Source organism: Nocardia sp. CA-128927 (genome assembly GCF_050955855.1).
In the GTDB taxonomy this organism is placed as follows: Bacteria; Actinomycetota; Actinomycetes; order Mycobacteriales; family Mycobacteriaceae; genus Nocardia.
This window is the reverse complement of sequence record NZ_CP192087.1, coordinates 1,754,914-1,773,102: the sequence shown is the minus strand read 5'-3', so window position 1 is coordinate 1,773,102 and position 18,189 is coordinate 1,754,914. Positions and strand designations below refer to the sequence as shown.

Here is an 18,189-nt window from a genome sequence, read left to right as displayed (position 1 = left end):
CTCGAATGGTCGAGTAGCCCGGAGGAATCGCACCTCCGGGCCCTCACAGAACCGTGCTTAACAATCTCTCGTTACACGGCTCCTACCATCCAGTCGCCATGAAACCACGGGTATATTCCCAGTGCGAAAACGTTCGGGGATGCCGCTCCCCCAACGCTTTCCACCAGGCATTGACCTTCTTGAACCCGTGCAACCGTCGATACTTCTTACGAGCCCACCGCACCAGATAGGTGTTGATGCGTTTGCACAGCGCATACAATTTCGTCCGGTAGAACCGGCCGTAATACTGCAACCAGCCCCGCACGATGGGATTGATCCACCGTGCCAGCTGACCCAGAGTCCAATCCGTGTGCCGATGCAGACGCCAACCGCGGACCTCCCGGTTGATGCGTTTCTCCGCGTCGCGGCTTATGGCGGGCAGGAACGAGGTGAACAACTCCCCGAACTTGCTACGCGCCGAACGCATTCGGAACTCGTAGCCGAGAAACGTGAACGAGGTGTGCTCGTAGTCGAGCGTCCTCTTGTTCTCGTCCCGACAGTAGACGATCTTCGTCTTGTCCGGATGCAGTTCCAGCCCCACCTCGGTGAAACGTTCCCCAATCGCGGCCTTCAGCATGCGCGCCTGCCGCTCGCTCGCACAATGGATTACAGCGTCATCCACGTAACGTTCGAAGCCGATATCCGGGAACTTCCGGACCATCCACATGTCGAACGCGTAATGCATGAACAGATTCGCCAGAATCGGCGACACCGCAGACCCCTGCGGGGTCCCGCGATCCCGCGTCTCCAGCGTCCCGTCCGGCCGTTGCAGCGAAGCCGAAAGCCACCGCCGCACATACAACACCACCCACTCCTGGTCGGTGTTGGCCCGGACCGCTCTGACCATCAATTCGTGGTTCACGGTGTCGAAGAACTTGCGGATGTCCAAATCAACAACCCAGTCCTTCTTCAGACACCGTTGTCGGCATGTCGCAACCGCATCCAGCGCCGACCGCTTCGGGCGATAGCCATAGGAGTCTGGATGGAACATCGGCTCCACCCGTTTCTCCAATTCCATGGCCACCACCGTCTGCGCGACCCGGTCCGCGACCGTCGGCACACCCAGAACACGAACCCCACCACCGGTTTTCGGGATCTCCACCGCCCGCACGGGCGGCGGAAAATATGTCCCCGACGACATCCGGTTCCAGATCTTGTAGAGGTTGTTCCTCAAATCCTTGTCGAAGTCATCGATGGACTGCCCATCGACCCCGGCAGCGCCTTTATTCGCCTTGACTCTGCGATACGCCTCGCGCACAGCCCATTTCGAAATTTCGAACGGCTTGCCCGACGACCCTGGTTGACTCATCCAGCTCCTCCCGACCACAGCCGGTTGACCACATCAGCAACCCGAATGGTCCGGCCCCTTCGCTCCACACCCATTACAGGTGCTTCACCACTACTACGAGCCGGTCCGCCAGCACACCCCGCATCGGTACTCAACGCCTCACAGTTTCTGCTGCTCGACGTGCTCCCTCTCGACCCGCCGAAGCGAAATCCGTATCGGGACATGCCTTCCCACGTTCCATGCGAAAGCCGCAGATCAGGCTCACGTCGCCTCCATGCCGGACACCGCCTGGCCAGAAATCGGGCCACCCGCCAGACTCTTTCCCGGTTCCAAAAAGAAGCCCCGGTTTCGATGTCGTCTCATTCATTTCGACACGTCGTCAGCGATTCACTCGCGTTCGTCTTCCTGATCCCCACCTGACGCCTCTACCGACGCCTTTTCCTCATCGCTCACCACGACGGTCTTCAGCCAACGCAGCATGAGGTGGTTTGAAGCCTCCCACCCGACGGGCGACTCCGAAGGGCCACAACCCCTTCATCATTCGCACAGCACCACGATCCTCCGCCTGACCTACCTCATGCGGCCTCCCGTGTTCGTGGCACACCTTTTCCCAGAATCTCCTGAGCTGCTTCAGATTTCGCGACCTTTGCACGCAGCCGCTCGTTCTCCCGCCGCAGCCGCGCCATCTCGGCCCGATCACGATTGTTCATCTTGTTCTTCGACCTCTCCGAGGACGCCACCATCGCCGCGGTGAACTCACCGCGCCCATCAGCACGCAACCACTCCCGAACTGTCGCACGGGTCAGGTTGTGCTCACGCATCAGCTGCGTCTTCTCACCCCGCTCGATCGCCGCATGGTACTGACGCACGAACTCGACTCGAAACGCCAACGGAAACGTCCGCCCGCCCGACACCGTCCGCCCGATAGGCACATCGATCATCTCTCACTCCGATCCCCACACCCACCACCACGAGGTGTCTCACGATCATCCTGGCAGCGGGCGTATAGAGGGTGTGCAGCTGACACAAGGGGTGTGCGGCTCCCAGCGCGGTGTCAGGTTCCCGAGGTGGCCATCTGGCTGTGGTTCCGTCACAGGCGCTTTGGACGAGAACCAGGTCGGCTCGGGGTTCTGCACAGATCCGCACCCTTTGTGGGAGCTGCCCATTCTTGTACGTCCGCTGCCTCTGGGAGTTCGGCGTGTGCTCGCTGGCGCGGCGCCGATCGGCGCCGCGAGTTGCGGGGTTCCCGTGGGGAGAGCGGCTCGTTCCGCGAGCGCCGGTGCGGGGAGAGCAGTCAGCCGCACACCCGGTATACGAGGTGTGCAGCTGGCACAAGGGTGTGCAGCTCCGGCGTGGTCATCCGTCTCTGGTCGCGTTCCGCCGCCTTCGTCGGTGTGTCGCCTGGCGGCGCACCGTGACTTCCCAAGATCTGCACCCTTCTCGGGATCCGCACTGTCTCTAGGTGGCTGGTGTCGAACGGCCGCTGTGGCGCGTGGTGTCGTCTGTGTGTGGGTGTCTTGGCTCGAGTTGGTGACCGATTGAGGTTCGGCCCGGTCGTGCTGGTGGGTGATGGGTTGATCGGTGGCTGCGGGTGTGGGTGTGTCACGAGCCTGGAATTCAGGCCGTGGTGGGGGTCAATTGTGCTGTGGTGGAGCCGATTCCGAGGACGGCCAGCCGTGCGAGGTTGACCGCGGCGGCGAGTAGTGAGAAGTCTGCGGCGGTCTTGACCTTTCCGCGGACGCGGGCGCGGCGACCGCCGTGGCGTCGGCGCATGAGGTGGCCGATCTTGCGTTCGACTTTGGGGCGGGTAGCGCGGTACTCGGCCCTCCAGGCCGGATCGCGTCGACGCGCGCGGGCTGGGAGTAGATGTTTCTCGTGGGCCCCGATGCCGATCGTGCGCCCGGCAGCCGCTGACGTGCACTGCTGACGCAACGGGCAGCCACCGCAGGCGGCACCGAAAGCGGCGGCGCCGATAGTGCTGGGCTGGCCTTTGCGGGGGCGGATGGGTGCGGTGTGCCCGGCTGGGCAGCGCACCACGGCGCGGTCCAGGTCGATCTCGAAGCGGTCTTTGGAGAAGTGGCCCTTCACCGAGGATGCCGGCTGGACCTTCACTCCGTTGTGAATACCGTTGTCGTCCAACAGTTTCAACAACTCCCCAGCCCCATAAGCGGCATCACCGAACACCCGCGCTTCGGCTTCGGCTTCGGCTTCGGCGGGCAGGATGTCGGCGAGCAGGCCGGGGGCGACCTCGGCGTCGCCGCTGTTGGCGGGTGTGACCTCGGTGGCGGTGATGATCTCGCTGTCGGGGTCGATCGCGATATGGCCCTTGTATCCGTCGAACCCCCGCGCCTGGGTCTTGCGCCCGTGGCGGGTCTCGGGATCCACCGTCGAGATCACCCGGTCAGCTGCTGTGCCACGCACGATCCGGAATATCCCGTCCTCACCAGTGGTGATGTCTTGGCCCACCACGGTCGCCAACAACCGCGCTGCCTTGTCCACCGCTTCGTCGAGGTCGAGCCCGTCGAGCACCGCCAGCATCGCCAGCCCGTCGCGGGTGCGTGAATCAATCAACTGCTCGCGGGCGGTCTCGTCGTCCCAGTCGATCACCGGTTTCGCGGTGCTGGCGTAATCGTCACCGCTGCTGACCCGCGCCCGCAGCTCCCCAGCCAGCCCGGCACTCACCACGGCGAGCAGGCCGCGGATCGCCGACCGGATCAAGGTGATGGTGTCCATCGTGGCCACCGCGTCATAGAGCGGGGTCGAATCCAGCACCCGCTTGCGGCCCACCAACCCCGCAGCACGCGCCACCTCGAGCACGGCATCAAAGATACGATCCGGGCGATCCGAGCGTGCCAGCCGCGCCCGCATGTCCACCAGCACGGTGTGCACGAACCCCGGATAGTCGAAATCCAAGCCGCCAGCAGCGTATTTCCAGCGCGCGTCGAACGCGAACCGCTCCACCGCCTCCCGATCCGACAGACCCTCGATACGCTGCAGCACCATCACCACCGCCACGATCATCGGCGGCACGCTGCGACGCCCCACATCGGTGAACAGGTCAGCGAACATCTCATCCGGGAACAACCCGAAGCAATCACGATGCAGCACACCATAAATCGAGTCCACCCCGACCCGACCCGCGCAGAACTCCACCGTCGACCGCAACAGATCACCCTGCCTCGGCACACGCCCCAACGTCACCCCAACATTCTGCTCGAGACCAGCCCCTCACCGCACGAAAAACACCAGCCACCTAGGGCCCCTATTCCGAATGCGGATCCCGAGAGAGAGTGCGGATCCCGTGAAGGGGTGCGGCTGAGATCGAGGCGCGCCCGGGATCGGGTCCGCAGGCTACTTCTGGGTGTGGCCGACGCCGGGGCGTTCGCGGTGGACGGGGCCGTGGGACTCGTCGCAGTGTTCTTCGAGTACCGGGAGTAGGCGGTCGGCGGCGGGGCTTTCGGCGGCGGAGATGAGTTGGGAGTGGTCGACTTGCAGGGTGGTGTGGGTGATTTCGTAGTCGTGGTCGAGGAGGCGTTCGATCTGCTGGCGTAGGCCGTGGCAGTCGGCGCCGGGCTGGACGAGCACGTGGGCGGACAGTGCGACGTTGCCGGAGGTGATCTGCCAGACGTGCAGGTCGTGCACCTCGTCGATGCCGGGCATCTCGACCAGGCGGCGGCCGAGGGCGTCCGGATCGACGCCTGCCGGTGCGGCTTCCAGGAAGATGCGGCCCGATTCGCGGACCAGGCCGAGGCCCGCCTTCACCATCAGCGCGACGACGACCAGCGTGGCGATCGCGTCCGCGCGGGCGAATCCTGTGACCAAAACGACGATGCCCGCGACGGCGGTCGCGATGAAGCCGTACAGATCGTTGAGCACATGTTGGAACGCGCCCTCCACATTCAGGCTGGAGCGGTTCGCCTTGCTGATCGCCCAGGCCGCAGCCACATTCACCACGATGCCGACGAGCGCGGTGGCGACCACCAGCCCACCGGTCACCTCCGGTGGATCGAGTAGCCGTCGAATGGCCTCGTAGGTCAGCCAGCCCGCGAGCACCAGCAGCGTGATGCCGTTGGCCTGCGCGGACAGGATCTCGGCCCGTTTGAAGCCGTAGGTGTATTTGCCGCGCGCGGGGCGGGCGGCCAGCCGAATCGCGGTGAGCGCCAGCACGATCGACGCCGCGTCGGTCAGCATGTGCGCCGCGTCGGAGAGCAGCGCCAGCGAATTCGCCAGCAGGCCGATCACGACCTCGACCATCATGAACCCGGCGATCAGCGCCAGCGCGACCGTCAACCAACGGCGATCGGCGTCGCCGGACACCCCGTGTGAGTGTCCGTGGCCGTTGCCATGGCTGTGTCCGTGCTCGTGTTCGTGTCCCATTAGCCGCCCGCTTTCATCACCGCCACGTATGCGCATATCTGCATCTGTTCACCCATCTTAGCCCACCCTATGCCGACCGCAGCCTACTACGTCGGATGACGTGGATCACAGGACCGCGGTCGGCGGCAGGTCAGCTGTAGAGACCCTTGGCGAGCACCGGCCACGACGCCACGAACGCGTCCTGCCAGTAGCCCCAGGAGTGCGTTCCGGTCGGCGTGAAGTCGAACGTGGCGGGGATGCCCAGCTGGTCGAGCCGGTTCTGCAGGTTCGCCGAGCACATCCGGATCGCCGCCTCGATGCCGCCGCCGACCACCAGTTGATCGGCCCACGCCGCGGCGCCGGGCTGGGTCTGGAACGGTCCGTCGAAGCCGTCGTGCGCGCCGGGCAGGCCGCTACCACTGGAGACGAACAGGTTCACGCCACGCAGCTTGTCCGCGTGCACATAGGGGTCGTTCTCCACCCACAGCGGATTGTCCGGCGCACCCCACATGTTGGCGAGGGTCGCGCCCGGGCGCTCCACCGTCAGCTTGACGAAGGCCTGGCCGATAGGGTCGCTCGTCTGGGCGCAGCCGCTGTAGGAGGCCACGCTGCGGTAGAAGCCGGGCTTCGCGATCGAGAGCGCGAGCACCGAGGTGCCCGTCATGGAGAGTCCAGCGATCGCGTTCACCTTGTTGGTGCCCAACGCCGCGTCGATCAGCGGCGGCAATTCCTCGAGCAGATAGGTCCGCCACTTGTTCGGCCCGAGTACCGGGTCGTCGTTGATCCAGTCCGTGTAATAGCTGTACTGGCCGCCGAGCGGCTGGACCACGTTGATGTCCTTGTCGGACAGGAAGTCGAGCACGTTGGTGCGCAACTGCCAGGTCGCGTCGTCGACTCCGCCGCCCGCGCCGTTCATCAGATACAGCGTCGGCTTGGCCTGCGAGGTGTCCTCGGGGCGCTGGATGTCGACCGGGAAGGTCGCGCCCTCCATCGCCGTCGACCGCACCCAGATCCGAATGTTGCGACCGTCGGGCTCCTCGACCCGCGCGATCACCGACCCATCCGGCGCGGCGGGCAGGTTCACCCAGTCCGCGCTCGACACCGTCGCCTGCGCCTGGGCCGGTGCGCCCACCGCCACGCCGACACCGAGGCACAGCGACGCCGCCAGCACTACCGCCCTGGCCCGAACCACCCACGTCGATCTGCGATCCACGAACACACTCCCAAAACCCCGACCCTCACGGCTTCGAACTCATGCACAACTCCCCCACCGTGTCGGTCATTTGCCCAGGTCTGTTACTGGATGTTCGCTGGGACACACGACAGCGGCGGCCCCGTACACCTTCCGCACGAGGCCGCCGCCGTGAGTTCGGCCAGGACCGCCTGGACGCGGGACAACCTTCCGCGCCCAGGCGCCCTCCGACGGGCGATCGTGAGATCGCCCTCAGCTCAGCGCGCCCCCTCGGCACCGCGTCGCGCGACCGAGTCGATGGCGACCGAGATCGCGAGCACGGCGCCGGTGACCATGAAGCGCACCGAGGAGTCCACGTTGAGCAGCAGCATCCCGTTCGTAATCGATTGGATGACAAGGATTCCCAGCAGCGCGGCGTAGGCGCGACCGCGCCCGCCGAACAGGCTGGTGCCACCGATGACGGCGGCCGCGATGGCATTGAGCAGGATGTCGCTGCCGCCGGAACTCTGGTTCACCGCGACCAGCCGGGACGCCGCGAGGATGCCACCGAGGGTGGCCAGCGCGGAACAGCCGACGAAGGCGGAGATGCGAATCCAGGTGACGTTGATGCCTGCCCGGCGGGCCGCCTCGGCATTGCCGCCGACCGCGTACATGCGGCGGCCGAAGACGGTGCGCCGCAGGATCAGGTCGAGTCCGAGAACGAGACCACCGAAGATCACCAGCGTCAGCGGAACGCCACGATCGGAATTCAGCACGACGACGGTGACGCTCAACAGCAGCGCGAGGCCGCCGGAGCGCACCACGATCCAGACCGGCGTGGTGGCGTCGAGGCCCGCGTGCACCCGCTGATGCCGGGTGATCAGACTCGCGAGCAGGTGTCCGCCCGCGAGCAGCACCACCAGTAGCCAGCCGAGCAGGGCGGGCAGCCAGGTGTCGCTGATAGTGGCGATGCCGCGGTCGAACGGCAGGTTGACGGTGCCTTCCTTGCCGAGCAGATACAGCATCATGCCCTGCCAGCCGATCAGCCCGGCCAGCGTGACGACGAACGACGGCATGCTCAGCATCGTGCGCATGAGCCCGTGCAGCAGGCCGATCGCGGCGCCGACGGCCACCGCGGCGATCACCGCGAGCACGACGTTCCAGCCGTGGCGCACATAGAGCAGCGTCATCACCACGGCGGTCAAGCCGCTGACCGAGCCCGCGGACAGGTCGATCTCGCCGAGCAGCAGCACCAGCACGATGCCGAGTGCGATGGTTCCGGTCGCGGCCATCTGCAAGGCCAGGTTGGTGAGATTCTCCGCGGACAGGAAGTGCGCGTTCAGGTGGTAGAACACCGCGCCGATAATGACCAGGCCGATCGCTACCGGCACCGATCCGACTTCGCCGCGGCGTAGCCGATCCATTGCGGCGTCGGCCAATCCGCGCCCTTGGTTTCCCTGCCAGACAGGTCTTTTCATAACGACGTCACTCATGCAGCTGCTCCCGTGATCGCTGCCACGATATCTTCTTGAGTCGCTTTAGCGGTCTCGAACTCTCCTGCATTCCGGCCGAGCCGCAACACCACCACGCGGTCACTGACCGAACGCACGTCGACCAGGTTGTGCGAAATCAGCAGCACCCCGAGTCCGCGCTCGCGCAATCGGCCGATCAACGCGAGGACCTGCGCAGTCTGCTCGACGCCGAGCGCCGCGGTCGGCTCGTCCAGAATCACCATCCGCGGCCGCCCGAGCAGCGCCCGCGCGATGGCGACCGACTGCCGTTGCCCACCGGAGAGCGCGGACACCGGGGCGCGGACGTCTTTGATCTTCACATCCAGTGAGGCGAGCAGATCCTTTGCGCTGCGCTCCATCTCGATCTCGTCGAGCACGCTGCAGATGCTGGTCTCCGCACCGAGATGCAGGTTGGCGACGACGTCGAGATTGTCGCACAGCGCGAGATCCTGGAACACCGTGGTGATGCCGAGGGCCTGCGCATCCTGCGGACGGGTGATCCGCACCGTCGCACCGGCGAAGACGATTTCGCCCTCGTCGGCCACCGTGACCCCCGAAATCGCCTTCACCAGTGTCGATTTGCCCGCGCCGTTGTCACCGACCAGCGCGACCACCTCGCCCGCGTGCACCTCGAGATCCGCGCCCGCCAGCGCCTGCACCGCGCCGTAGCGTTTGACGAGGCCGCGGGCCGAGAGAACCGTTGTGGGAGCTGTCATTTGATACCTGCGGCCTGGCACGCCGCCGCCACGTCGGGCGTGCAGATATCGGCGACGGTGTATAGGCCGTCCTTGACGATGGTGTCCTTGATGTTGTCCTTGCCGACCGCGATCGCGTCGAGCAGGTACGACGGGATGTCGGTCGCGCCGTTGTTGGTTTTCGCCGGTGCCGTGGGCTTTTCGCCCTTCGCGAGGGCAACGGCCAGTTCAGCCGCCTTCTCCGCCTGGGCGCGGTAGTCGAGATAGATGGTCATGGTCTGCTCGCCGGTCAGAATCCGTTGCACGCCTGCGAGTTCCGCGTCCTGTCCGGTCAGCGGCGGCAGCGTCGCGTAACCGGCCCGCTTCAGCGCCGCGATCGCGCCACCCGCCATGCCGTCGTTGGCCGAGTACACGCCGACGATCGCGTCCTTGCCGAGCGCGGTGATGGCCTGTTCCATCTGCTGCTGCGCCTTGTCGGGAGACCAATCGGGAGTGTCGAATTCGCGCCCGATCTTCACCTTGCCGTCCAGCGCCCCGTGCGCGCCCTTCTTGTAGTCGCCCGCGCTGGGATCGGTCGGCGATCCGTTGATCACCACCAGCTGGCCCTTGTCGGCGGTGCCGCGCTTGTTCAGCTCGGCGAGCAAGGCCTCGCCCTGCACCTTGCCGACCTTCACGTTGTCGAAGGACACGTAGTACTCGTAGCTGATGCCGGAGATCAGCCGGTCGTAGGCGACCACCGGGATCTTCTTCTGCCGCGCCGTGTTCACCTGTGGCGCAACGGCATCGGCGTTGACCGCGTCGAAGACGATGACGTCCGCGCCCTGGGTGAGCGCGGATTCGAACTGGCCCTGCTGCTTTGCCGCGTCTTGATCGGCGTTGAAGTAGAGCACCTTGCAGTTGCCGCAGAGCTGCTTGACCTTCGCCTCGAACAGCGGGCGATCGAAGGCTTCGTAGCGGGTGGTCTTGGATTCCGGGAGCAGCAGCGCGATCGTCGGGGTGTCGCTGCCCGATTTCGCGTCTTTGGTGCTGTCGCCGGAGCTACAGCCTGCCGCCAGGACGAGTGCGGCCGCCGCCGCGGTGAGGAGCTGAATTCGACGCATGAGGTCACCGTGCCGAGAGGAGTGTGAGAGCGCCCGGTTGAGCGTTGGTAAGAAAGGTAGTTTACTAACACCAAGGTGTCCAGTGGTACGAGCAGGAGGATTGATGAGTAGGGTCGGCAATCCCCAGCTCCTTCGGACGATGAACGAGCGGTTGCTGCTCGACTACCTGCGGCTCAGCGGGCCTGCCTCGCGCGGTGAGCTGGCCAAGGCCAGCGGATTGTCGAAACCGACAGTGTCGGCGGCACTTTCGGGACTGGAGCACGCCGGGCTGGTGCAGTTGGTCGGGTCGCTCAGCGGCCGACCGGGGCCGACCACCGCACTCTACGACGTGAACGTGCGCGCCGGGGTGGTATCGGGGATCGACATCGGCCGCAACTGGATTCGCCTCGCCATCGCCGACCTGCGCGGCGACTTCATCGGGCGCCGGGATGTGCGCAACTCCGCGCGTTCGGCCGCCGATCTGGTGCGCCGGGTCCGCGCGCTGGCCGACGAGGTCGCCGAGGAGGCCGGGGTCGACTGGTCGGCGGTGCATTACGCGGTCATCGGCAGTCCCGGCGTGCTCAATCCGAACACCGGCCGCCTCGACTACGCCCAGAATCTGCCGGGCTGGGGCCGCGCCGGGCTCGTCGGTCAGTTGCGCGACGCGCTCGCGGTCGAGTCGACCATCGAGAACGACATCAATCTGGCCGCCGTCGGCGAGCTCACCTTCGGCGCCGGCGCTGGGGTTCGCAACTTCGTGCTCATCTCGATCGGCACCGGCGTCGGCATGGGCATCGTGATCAACGGCGAGCTCTATGTCGGCAATACCGGTGCGGCGGGCGAGGTTTCGTTCTTGCCCGCCACCGAGGTGGACGCTCCCCTACTCGATGCACGCGAGCGCGGCATGACCGAAACCGTCGCCGCCGCAGGCGGAGTCGCCCGCGCGGCCGAGCAAGCCGGTCTGCCGGGAGCCTCCGCGAAGGAGATCTTCACCGCAGCGGCAGCGGGCGACCCGCGCGCCCTGGCGGTGGTCGAGTCCGAGGGGCGTCGGATCGGCGCGCTCATCACCGCCGTCGCCTCGATCCTCGATCCGGAACTCGTTGTGCTGAGCGGCGGTATCGGCAACAACCTCGACCTGCTCGGCAACGCGATCGCGCGTCGAATGGCCGAACTCGGTCCGCTGCAACCCCGCATCGTCGCCAGCACACTCGGCGACGACGGCGTGCTCACCGGCGCCGTCTCCCGCGCCCTCTCCGTGGCCAGGGATCGGCTCTTCGAAAGGCGTTCGACGGGAACCTGATTCAGCGGGCGCTGAGGGGCGGACCGTACTGCGGGCCCTTCGGCTCGGCGAAGACGGCGGGGCAGGTGCGGCGCATGCGGTCCATGGAGCCGTTGAGGGACGTCAGGGCGGCGGTGACCGAGTCGGCGACCGGCTGGGCCGGGTTGCCGTTGTCGAGGACGGTGGCGAAGTCGGACAGCGAGTTGTGCAGCAGCCCGCCCGCGTTGGCGACGTCGCGGTAAGCGCTGCCGATCAACGGGGACCCCATCCGGTCGACCGCCGGGTTGAGCGTGGTCGAGACCTGGTTGGAAAGCTGCATGCCGTGCGTAACACGGGTTTTCACGTCGCCGAGGTCGCCGCGGGTGGCGGCCGGGCCGAGCCCGTCGAGTTGCTCGGACAGCTGGCGGAAGGTGTCGCGCAGACCCGCGACGGCTTGGCCGCCGAGCGCGCAATCGGCGGTGTCCGCGTTGGCGACGCGGTCGCGGATGGCGTTGTCGGTCGACCCCGAGCTCGAACAGCCGCTCAGCAGCGCGGCGGCGAGCAGGACCAGCACGGCCATGGCCGTCACGCCGAGGCAGGTTGTCCCTCGGCGTGACGGCCGCCCGCTCGGGCGCGGGTCAACCGGCATGGGTCAGCACCGTGAGAATCGCGTTCTGCACGGCGGGCACGAAGGCGAGCGTCATGACGATCGCCATGCCGAACCCCGCCTGGACGTGCCGGTGCCGGTTCCACCACCCGATCGGGGCGGTGCGAGACCGGGTATTCCACTCGACGCCGCTGGCTACGGCGACCTCATTCTGTTCGTAGTAGCCGAACGTGACGGGAGCGGATCGGGCGTCGAGCAGACCACCGAGCGCATCGGTGGCGACGCCACCGGAGCCGATGCTTCGCGAATCGAACATGGTGCCAACCCCTTTCGTACTCGTTGCGGATCAGACTCGGCGCGGATCACACGTCGATGTTGCTGCTCCACGGCAGCATCAGCTCGTCGAAGACGGCCTGGGTGAATTCGCCCTGGCCGATCAGATCGCCCAGCACCGCGGCGGTGACGGCCTGACCGACCACGGTCACCGCGCCGATCGAGCCGAACGACTCGAGCAGTCCGCTGAGGTCACCGGTGGTGCCCGCCGCCGCGGCCGGCGACACGGCCTGACCGGCGATCATGCCCGCGAGCTGCACGTTGCGGGATCGGCCGAACGCCTTGGCCGTCGCGGCCGCGATGTTCAACGGATGCGACGCGACCGTTTGGGCATTCGCGCCCATGCCGAGCCCGGCCAGCAGGCCGCTCAGGCCGCCTTCGAGGCCGGAACCGTTGGACAGAGCCGAAACCTTGTCCTGGATAAGCTTCTTCGACGCGGCGTTCAGCTTCTCCCGTTCCTCGGCGGTCAGCTGGCCGGAGCGCTCGATAATGCGGATCGCGTCCTGCCACTGCGGGCCGTAGAGGTACTCCAGGTGCAGGGGTTCCGTGGCGTTCGTCATCTCTGATCTCCTTCGCTAAAGCTGGATTACTTGGCACAGTGCAGGATTCGTCACATCGAAACGCTGACGAGGCGCGAGGCGCGATCGTGCGCCACCGCTTCGGCGGCCCCCTTTCCGGTGTAGGGCAGCTCGGCGAACGCGACCGGCGCGGCCGCGGGCTTGGCGGGCAGCGGAGCGAGCAGCTGCTGTAGCGAGGCCGCCAGTTGCTCCAGGCTCGGATCGTCGGGGATGTCGTCGAGGAACTGCGTTCCGGTCGCGGCGGCCCCGCCACCCGAAGCACCCAGCGGCCCATTGCGATCCAGCGCGGCCCGGATGGCGGAGATGATGCCGACCCGCGCACCCGGGGTGAGCAGCACGGCAATCACCAGGGCGAGCGCCACCGCGGCGGCAGCACCCAGCGCGGCCAGGGGCGCACCGATCAGAGCCGCGAGTCCGACCAGCGGTGCGGCAACCAGCGCGGCCGCACCGACCGCGGCAAAGGGCGCCAAGACGGCGGCCAGCCCGGCGGCCAACGCACCACCGATCAGCAACTTCGGAATCTCGATCAGCGCGAACAACCCGAGCGCCGCCAGCGGCAGCCCGATCACCGCGGCGAACGCACCCCCGGCGAGCAACACCGGAAGGGCAAGCAGCGCAACCGCACCCGCCACGGCCAGCGGGATGCCGATCAGCGCCGCCAGTGCACCACCGGCCAACAGCACCGGAAGCGCAAGCAGGGCAAGCGCACCCACCGCAGCCAGCGGCACACCGATCAGAGCGGCAAGCCCAACGAGCGCTCCGCCGACCAGCAGGACCGGAAGCGCGAGCACGGCAAGCGCACCGATCGCCGCCAACGGAACACCGATCAGAGCAGCAAGCCCAACGAGCGCACCACCGGCGAGCAACACCGGAAGCGCAAGCAACGCAAGCGCACCCACCGCAGCCAGCGGCACACCGACCAGAGCAGCGAGCCCAGCCAACGCACCACCAACCAGCAGGACCGGAAGCGCCAGCACGGCAAGCGCACCGATCGCCGCCAACGGAACACCGATCAGAGCAGCAAGCCCAGCCAGCGCACCGCCAGCGAGCAAGACAGGAAGAGCAAGCAGCGCAAGCGCACCGACCGCAGCAAGCGGGATGCCGATCAGCGCAGCAAGCCCAGCCAGCGCTCCACCAGCGAGCAAGACAGGAAGCGCAAGCGCACCGACCACCGCGAGCGGGATGCCGACGATCGCGGCCAACCCGCCGCCGATCAACAGAACCGGAAGCGCAAGCAGGGCAAGCGCACCCAACGGCACACCGATCAGCGCGGCGAGCCCGGCCAACGCACCACCAACCAGCAGGACCGGAAGCGCAAGCAGCGCGAGCGCACCCAACGCCAACGGCACACCAACCAGAGCGGCCAGGCCAGCTAGGACGCCACCGACCAGCAGCACCGCAAGCGCACCAGCTGCCAGGACCGGGATACCGACGACCGCAGCCAACGCGGCACCGACCAGCAATACCGGCAGGGCAAGCAGCGCAACCGCACCCAGCGCCAGCGGCACGCCGATCAGGGCGGCCAGTCCGACCAGCACAGCACCGACCAGCAGCACCGGCAGGACGACCGCTGCCACCGCGGCCAGTGACACACCGATCAGGGCGGCCAGTCCGGCCAGCGCACCACCGATCAGCACGGCTGCCAGGGCAACCGCACCGACCGCGGCGAGCGCGAGCAGCGGTACGCCGATCACCGCGGCCAAGGCCCCGCCGATCAGCAGCACCGGCAGCGCGAGCAGGGCGAGCGCACCGGCCGCGGCCAGGGCCAGCAGCGGCACGATCACCAGCAGGGCCAGCGGAGCACCGATCGCGAGGGCACCGAGCACCGCGACCGCGAGTGCCGTCGCCCCGGCGACCGCGCCTGCCACGAGAGTCACTGCCAGCGCGGCCAACCCGGCCAGCGCGAGCAGCGGCAATGCCACCAGGGCGAGCAGCGCGAGGACCGGCAATGCGAGCACCGCGATCACCGGAATCGCGACGGCGGCAAGCACTCCGAGCGCGGCCAACCCGAGTACCGGCAGCGCCACCACGGCCAGCACCGGCAGCGCGAGCAAAGCCAGCGCACCGAGCGCGGCGAGGCCGAGTACCGGCACGGCGAGCAGGGCGAGCACCGGGAGTGCGAGCAGCGCGAGCGCGCCGAGCCCGGCCAGGGCGACCAGCGGTGCCAGCACCGCCGCGACCAGGCCGAGGGTGGCGAAATCGAGCAGCAGGCTGCCGAGGAACAGCGTGACCGCGAGTGCCGTCGTGATGGCAACCACCGAGACGCCGATGATCGCCGCGAGCACCGGCAGACCGATCAGGCCGAACAGCCCGATGCCGATCCCGAGCGCCGCGACCACCAGACCCGCCACCAGCACCGGCGACCAAACCGCAAGCAGCGCAAGGGCAATGATGGGCGACAGCGCTGTCGACACCACCACCGCGAACGGTCCGAAGATCAGGAACGGCAGCGTGAGCACCGCGGCGAGCACGAACCCGACCACCCCGACCGCGGCGGTGGCGATCACCGCCGCCACGGCGAGCACGGCCGAAATCAGCCCGCCCGCAAGCAGAATCGCGCCGAGCCCGACGCCGCCGACCGCGATCGTCGCGATCGCCAGCACCGCCATCACCGCGAAGGCCGCGGCCGCGATCGGCACGGTCACCAGCAGCAGCGGCGGGAACAACGCGGACGCGGCCACGAACACGCCGAGCGCCAGCACGCCGAAGAACACCCAGGCGGCCACCAAGCCCAGCCCGAGCGCCGCGACGAATCCGCCGAGCAGCGTGCTGACCACGGCCACCGTGCCGATGGTCGCCAGCGTGCCGAGCAGTACCCCGCCGAACAGCAGCGGCAGTGCGATCAGCGCGAGCGGCGGGTTGATCACGATCAGCGCGAACGCCGCGAGGGTGAGCATCACGAAGGACAGCACCGAGACCACCAGCCCGCCCGCGAACACCGTCGCGACGACGGCCACTGCGAACGCGATCAGGGCGAGCACGATGGCGCCGCCGCCGATCCAGGTCGCCACGGTGAACGCCGCGGCAACCGCGCCGATGCCCACGCCCGCGATGATTGAGAAGGCCAGTGCGGCAACCAGAATCAGCGGGATCGCGTACGGCATGGTGACCATGAACGCCAGCGTGGCGAGCAGTGTCGCCCCGGCCAGCGTCGCGATCGCCAACAGGACAGTCCCGGTCAACGCGAACACCGAGAAGGCGATCAGCCCGAACCCGCCGAACAGCACCGCGAGTCCGATCGCCGCCGGAATGGCGACCAGCCCGATGAACAGCAGCGGAGCCAGCAGCGGCCCGAGGACCGGAACCGCGAACACCAGCGCGATGGTGGCGAGCAGGCCGCCGACCACCGCGAGCGCGACGCCCACTGCACCGAGCGCGGCGAACACGATGCCCGCCGCGGCCAGTCCGGCCCAGAACACCGCCGCGGCGACGAGCTGAATCGCGGTCGCCACCACGGCCAGCGCGAGCAGCACGGTCACCGCGGCCCCGCCGACCACCGAGAGCACCAGCAAACCGGCGAGCGCCACCACGGCCAGAATCACGCCACCCGCGAGACCGACCGCGCCGAACGCCACCAGTGCGACGGCCGCGAGGGCGATCAGGATCGGGATGGCGATGAGCCCGAACGGGGTCAGCAGCGACAGCAGGCCGACGCCGACAATCAGTGCGGCGGTGGCGAGCCCGGCGACACCGAGCACGCCGAAGAAGGCCACGGCCGTGGCGATCAGGCTGACCACCAGGAAGGCGAGCGCACCGGTGAACAGCACCGGCGCGGTTATCAGGCCGAGGATCGGCAAGAAGATGGTGGCCAGCAGGGCGCCCACGGTCAGCACCACGAAGCCGACAATGCTGAATGCCAGACCGAGGGCCAATGCCACCACGGCCAGCGCGATGCCGCCGACGATGGCCACCGCGATCGCGGCGATACCGCCGACCAGGATGACCGGTGCCAGCACCGAGAACGCGACGATGGCGACCGGAATCGCGATGAGCAGCACCGGAATCCCGATCACCGCGAGCACGATCAACACCGGGATGGCCAGCACGGCGAGGATGAGACCGCCGATGATCAGCGCACCGATCACCAACGGCGCCAACACGATCGCGCCGAGCACCACCGCACCGAGGGCGAGCAATGCAGCCACCCCGATGCCGCCCGCGAACAGCAGCGGCACGATCGCGAGCACCGCGATCACCGGAATCGCGAGCAGCGGCAGCGCTGCCGGATGCCTGGCATCGGAGACCAGCCCGCGCACCGCCTCGCGGATTTGCGTGAATACCGCGCCGATCGCGGCGGCCGGGTTCGAGGCCAGGGCGAGCAGCGGTGCGAGGAACGCGAGCACCGGCGCCAGGCCCGCCAGCTGGGGCGCGAACAGGCCGAGGACCGGCGCGGCGATCGCGAGCAGTCCGGGCGGCAGCTGCTGTGCGACCGGATTCTGTTGTCCCACAGTCGGAGTGAGTAGATCGCGCAGTCCCTTGACCGGATCGGGTCCGTCCTTGGGGAAGCCGAACAGCGTGCGTGCCTGCTCCATCAGGTCGTCGATGGCCGGGGCCGTGCCGGTGCGCCGGGTGCCTGCCAGCTCGGTGGCCTGCTCGACGAAGGCCAGCAGGTCTTCGACCGGGCCGCGCAGCGGGCCGTCGGGGAAGGTCTTGTTTGCCCAGGTGGCCAGCTGATCGAGCTGCATGCCGGACCCGGCGATTTGCGCGACGGTTGCCGCGAGGTCGGCGACGGGCGCCGGGACGCGGCCTGCCACCTCGGATGTGACCGCCGCGGGGCTGTTCGGCGCGCTTTGACCGCCGCCACCGAACCATTCGGGTCCGGGAGGCAGTGCGCCGCCCGCTCGATAGTTGTCGATTGCCGAGTTCACCTGGTCACCGAAGGGCGTGTTCGCACTGGCCGCGCTCGCGGCGCCGAGTGCGTTGTTCAGCGCGTCCTGCTGGCCCGGATCGAGCACCTGACCCGCTACGTCACCGGCGCCGGACAGCATGCCGTTCAGGTCGGTGGGCGGTGCGGGTAACTCGAAATCGGCGGAGGCGTGACCGGCGCCGATCATGGCGGTCGCCATCGAGGCGAAAGTGGCTGCGGCGTACATGCCGCGCCGGGACTTCTCGACGCTCTTGCGGTGCTTGGCCGATGCTTTGGTTTCGCGCTGACGTTCCTTGGTGACTACACGCATTTGGAGCCTCTCCGTGAACCCGTCTCGAGGGGACGTGCTGGTGGACGATGCGCGCGTGGCCCTGTAGTCGAGATCTCGCGGGCGAGGCGCGGAAGGC

General features: G+C 67.7%; 13 protein-coding genes. 1 reads left to right on the top strand and 12 read right to left on the bottom strand.

Annotated features, from left to right (window positions below):
- Positions 1-82: 82 nt before the first annotated feature.
- The 8 genes from ltrA to ACQPW1_RS08295 form a co-directional block, all read right to left on the bottom strand.
- The gene (ltrA, locus tag ACQPW1_RS08330) at positions 83-1,348 is read right to left on the bottom strand and encodes a group II intron reverse transcriptase/maturase (protein ID WP_433662145.1); all 1,266 of its coding nucleotides are present in this window, start codon (positions 1,346-1,348) and stop codon (positions 83-85) included.
- Between the two features lie 554 nt (positions 1,349-1,902).
- Complete coding sequence (locus ACQPW1_RS08325) at positions 1,903-2,268, bottom strand: hypothetical protein (RefSeq protein WP_433656367.1); 366 nt, start codon at positions 2,266-2,268, stop codon at positions 1,903-1,905.
- A 676-nt stretch (positions 2,269-2,944) separates the two neighbouring features.
- A complete protein-coding gene (locus ACQPW1_RS08320; protein WP_433662144.1) occupies positions 2,945-4,528 on the bottom strand; it encodes an IS1182 family transposase in 1,584 nt (527 codons plus the stop codon).
- Positions 4,529-4,678: 150 nt separating this feature from the next.
- Positions 4,679-5,704, bottom strand: coding sequence for a cation diffusion facilitator family transporter (locus ACQPW1_RS08315; protein ID WP_433662143.1), 1,026 nt, complete (start codon positions 5,702-5,704; stop codon positions 4,679-4,681).
- A gap of 130 nt (positions 5,705-5,834) precedes the next feature.
- Positions 5,835-6,896: an alpha/beta hydrolase gene (locus tag ACQPW1_RS08310; protein WP_433662142.1), complete on the bottom strand. Its 1,062-nt coding sequence runs from the start codon at positions 6,894-6,896 to the stop codon at positions 5,835-5,837.
- 236 nt (positions 6,897-7,132) lie between these two features.
- Positions 7,133-8,347 (bottom strand): sugar ABC transporter permease, encoded by a 1,215-nt coding sequence (locus ACQPW1_RS08305; protein WP_433662141.1) that lies wholly within the window; start codon positions 8,345-8,347, stop codon positions 7,133-7,135.
- Positions 8,344-9,081: an ATP-binding cassette domain-containing protein gene (locus ACQPW1_RS08300; RefSeq protein ID WP_433662140.1), complete on the bottom strand. Its 738-nt coding sequence runs from the start codon at positions 9,079-9,081 to the stop codon at positions 8,344-8,346. Before ACQPW1_RS08300 ends, ACQPW1_RS08305 begins: the two co-directional genes overlap by 4 nt.
- On the bottom strand, positions 9,078-10,160 hold the full coding sequence (locus ACQPW1_RS08295; RefSeq protein WP_433662139.1) for a sugar ABC transporter substrate-binding protein: 1,083 nt from the start codon (positions 10,158-10,160) through the stop codon (positions 9,078-9,080). Before ACQPW1_RS08295 ends, ACQPW1_RS08300 begins: the two co-directional genes overlap by 4 nt.
- A 103-nt stretch (positions 10,161-10,263) precedes the next feature.
- Between ACQPW1_RS08295 and ACQPW1_RS08290 the strand changes: the two genes are divergently transcribed.
- Positions 10,264-11,439, top strand: a complete 1,176-nt coding sequence (locus ACQPW1_RS08290) for an ROK family protein (protein ID WP_433662138.1) — start codon at positions 10,264-10,266, stop codon at positions 11,437-11,439.
- 1 nt (position 11,440) lies between these two features.
- Here the strand turns inward: ACQPW1_RS08290 and ACQPW1_RS08285 are convergent, their stop codons facing one another.
- Genes ACQPW1_RS08285 through ACQPW1_RS08270 form a run of 4 tightly spaced genes read right to left on the bottom strand, consistent with a single transcriptional unit; the run spans position 11,441 to position 18,092 of the window.
- Positions 11,441-11,986 (bottom strand): hypothetical protein, encoded by a 546-nt coding sequence (locus ACQPW1_RS08285; protein ID WP_433662137.1) that lies wholly within the window; start codon positions 11,984-11,986, stop codon positions 11,441-11,443.
- A gap of 49 nt (positions 11,987-12,035) precedes the next feature.
- Positions 12,036-12,320 (bottom strand): hypothetical protein, encoded by a 285-nt coding sequence (locus tag ACQPW1_RS08280; protein ID WP_433662136.1) that lies wholly within the window; start codon positions 12,318-12,320, stop codon positions 12,036-12,038.
- 46 nt (positions 12,321-12,366) lie between these two features.
- A complete protein-coding gene (locus tag ACQPW1_RS08275) occupies positions 12,367-12,897 on the bottom strand; it encodes a hypothetical protein (RefSeq protein WP_433662135.1) in 531 nt (176 codons plus the stop codon).
- 50 nt (positions 12,898-12,947) lie between these two features.
- Positions 12,948-18,092, bottom strand: coding sequence for a hypothetical protein (locus ACQPW1_RS08270; protein WP_433662134.1), 5,145 nt, complete (start codon positions 18,090-18,092; stop codon positions 12,948-12,950).
- Positions 18,093-18,189 lie beyond the last annotated feature (97 nt).

Coding starts and splice junctions, on each gene's coding strand:
- ACQPW1_RS08300 (WP_433662140.1), bottom strand. CDS start 9,081: ATGACAGCTCCCACAACGGTTCTCTCGGCCCGCGGCCTCGTCAAACGC.
- ACQPW1_RS08290 (WP_433662138.1), top strand. CDS start 10,264: ATGAGTAGGGTCGGCAATCCCCAGCTCCTTCGGACGATGAACGAGCGG.
- ACQPW1_RS08305 (WP_433662141.1), bottom strand. CDS start 8,347: ATGAGTGACGTCGTTATGAAAAGACCTGTCTGGCAGGGAAACCAAGGG.
- ACQPW1_RS08270 (WP_433662134.1), bottom strand. CDS start 18,092: ATGCGTGTAGTCACCAAGGAACGTCAGCGCGAAACCAAAGCATCGGCC.
- ACQPW1_RS08295 (WP_433662139.1), bottom strand. CDS start 10,160: ATGCGTCGAATTCAGCTCCTCACCGCGGCGGCGGCCGCACTCGTCCTG.
- ACQPW1_RS08315 (WP_433662143.1), bottom strand. CDS start 5,704: ATGGGACACGAACACGAGCACGGACACAGCCATGGCAACGGCCACGGA.
- ACQPW1_RS08275 (WP_433662135.1), bottom strand. CDS start 12,897: ATGACGAACGCCACGGAACCCCTGCACCTGGAGTACCTCTACGGCCCG.
- ltrA (WP_433662145.1), bottom strand. CDS start 1,348: ATGAGTCAACCAGGGTCGTCGGGCAAGCCGTTCGAAATTTCGAAATGG.
- ACQPW1_RS08325 (WP_433656367.1), bottom strand. CDS start 2,268: ATGATCGATGTGCCTATCGGGCGGACGGTGTCGGGCGGGCGGACGTTT.
- ACQPW1_RS08280 (WP_433662136.1), bottom strand. CDS start 12,320: ATGTTCGATTCGCGAAGCATCGGCTCCGGTGGCGTCGCCACCGATGCG.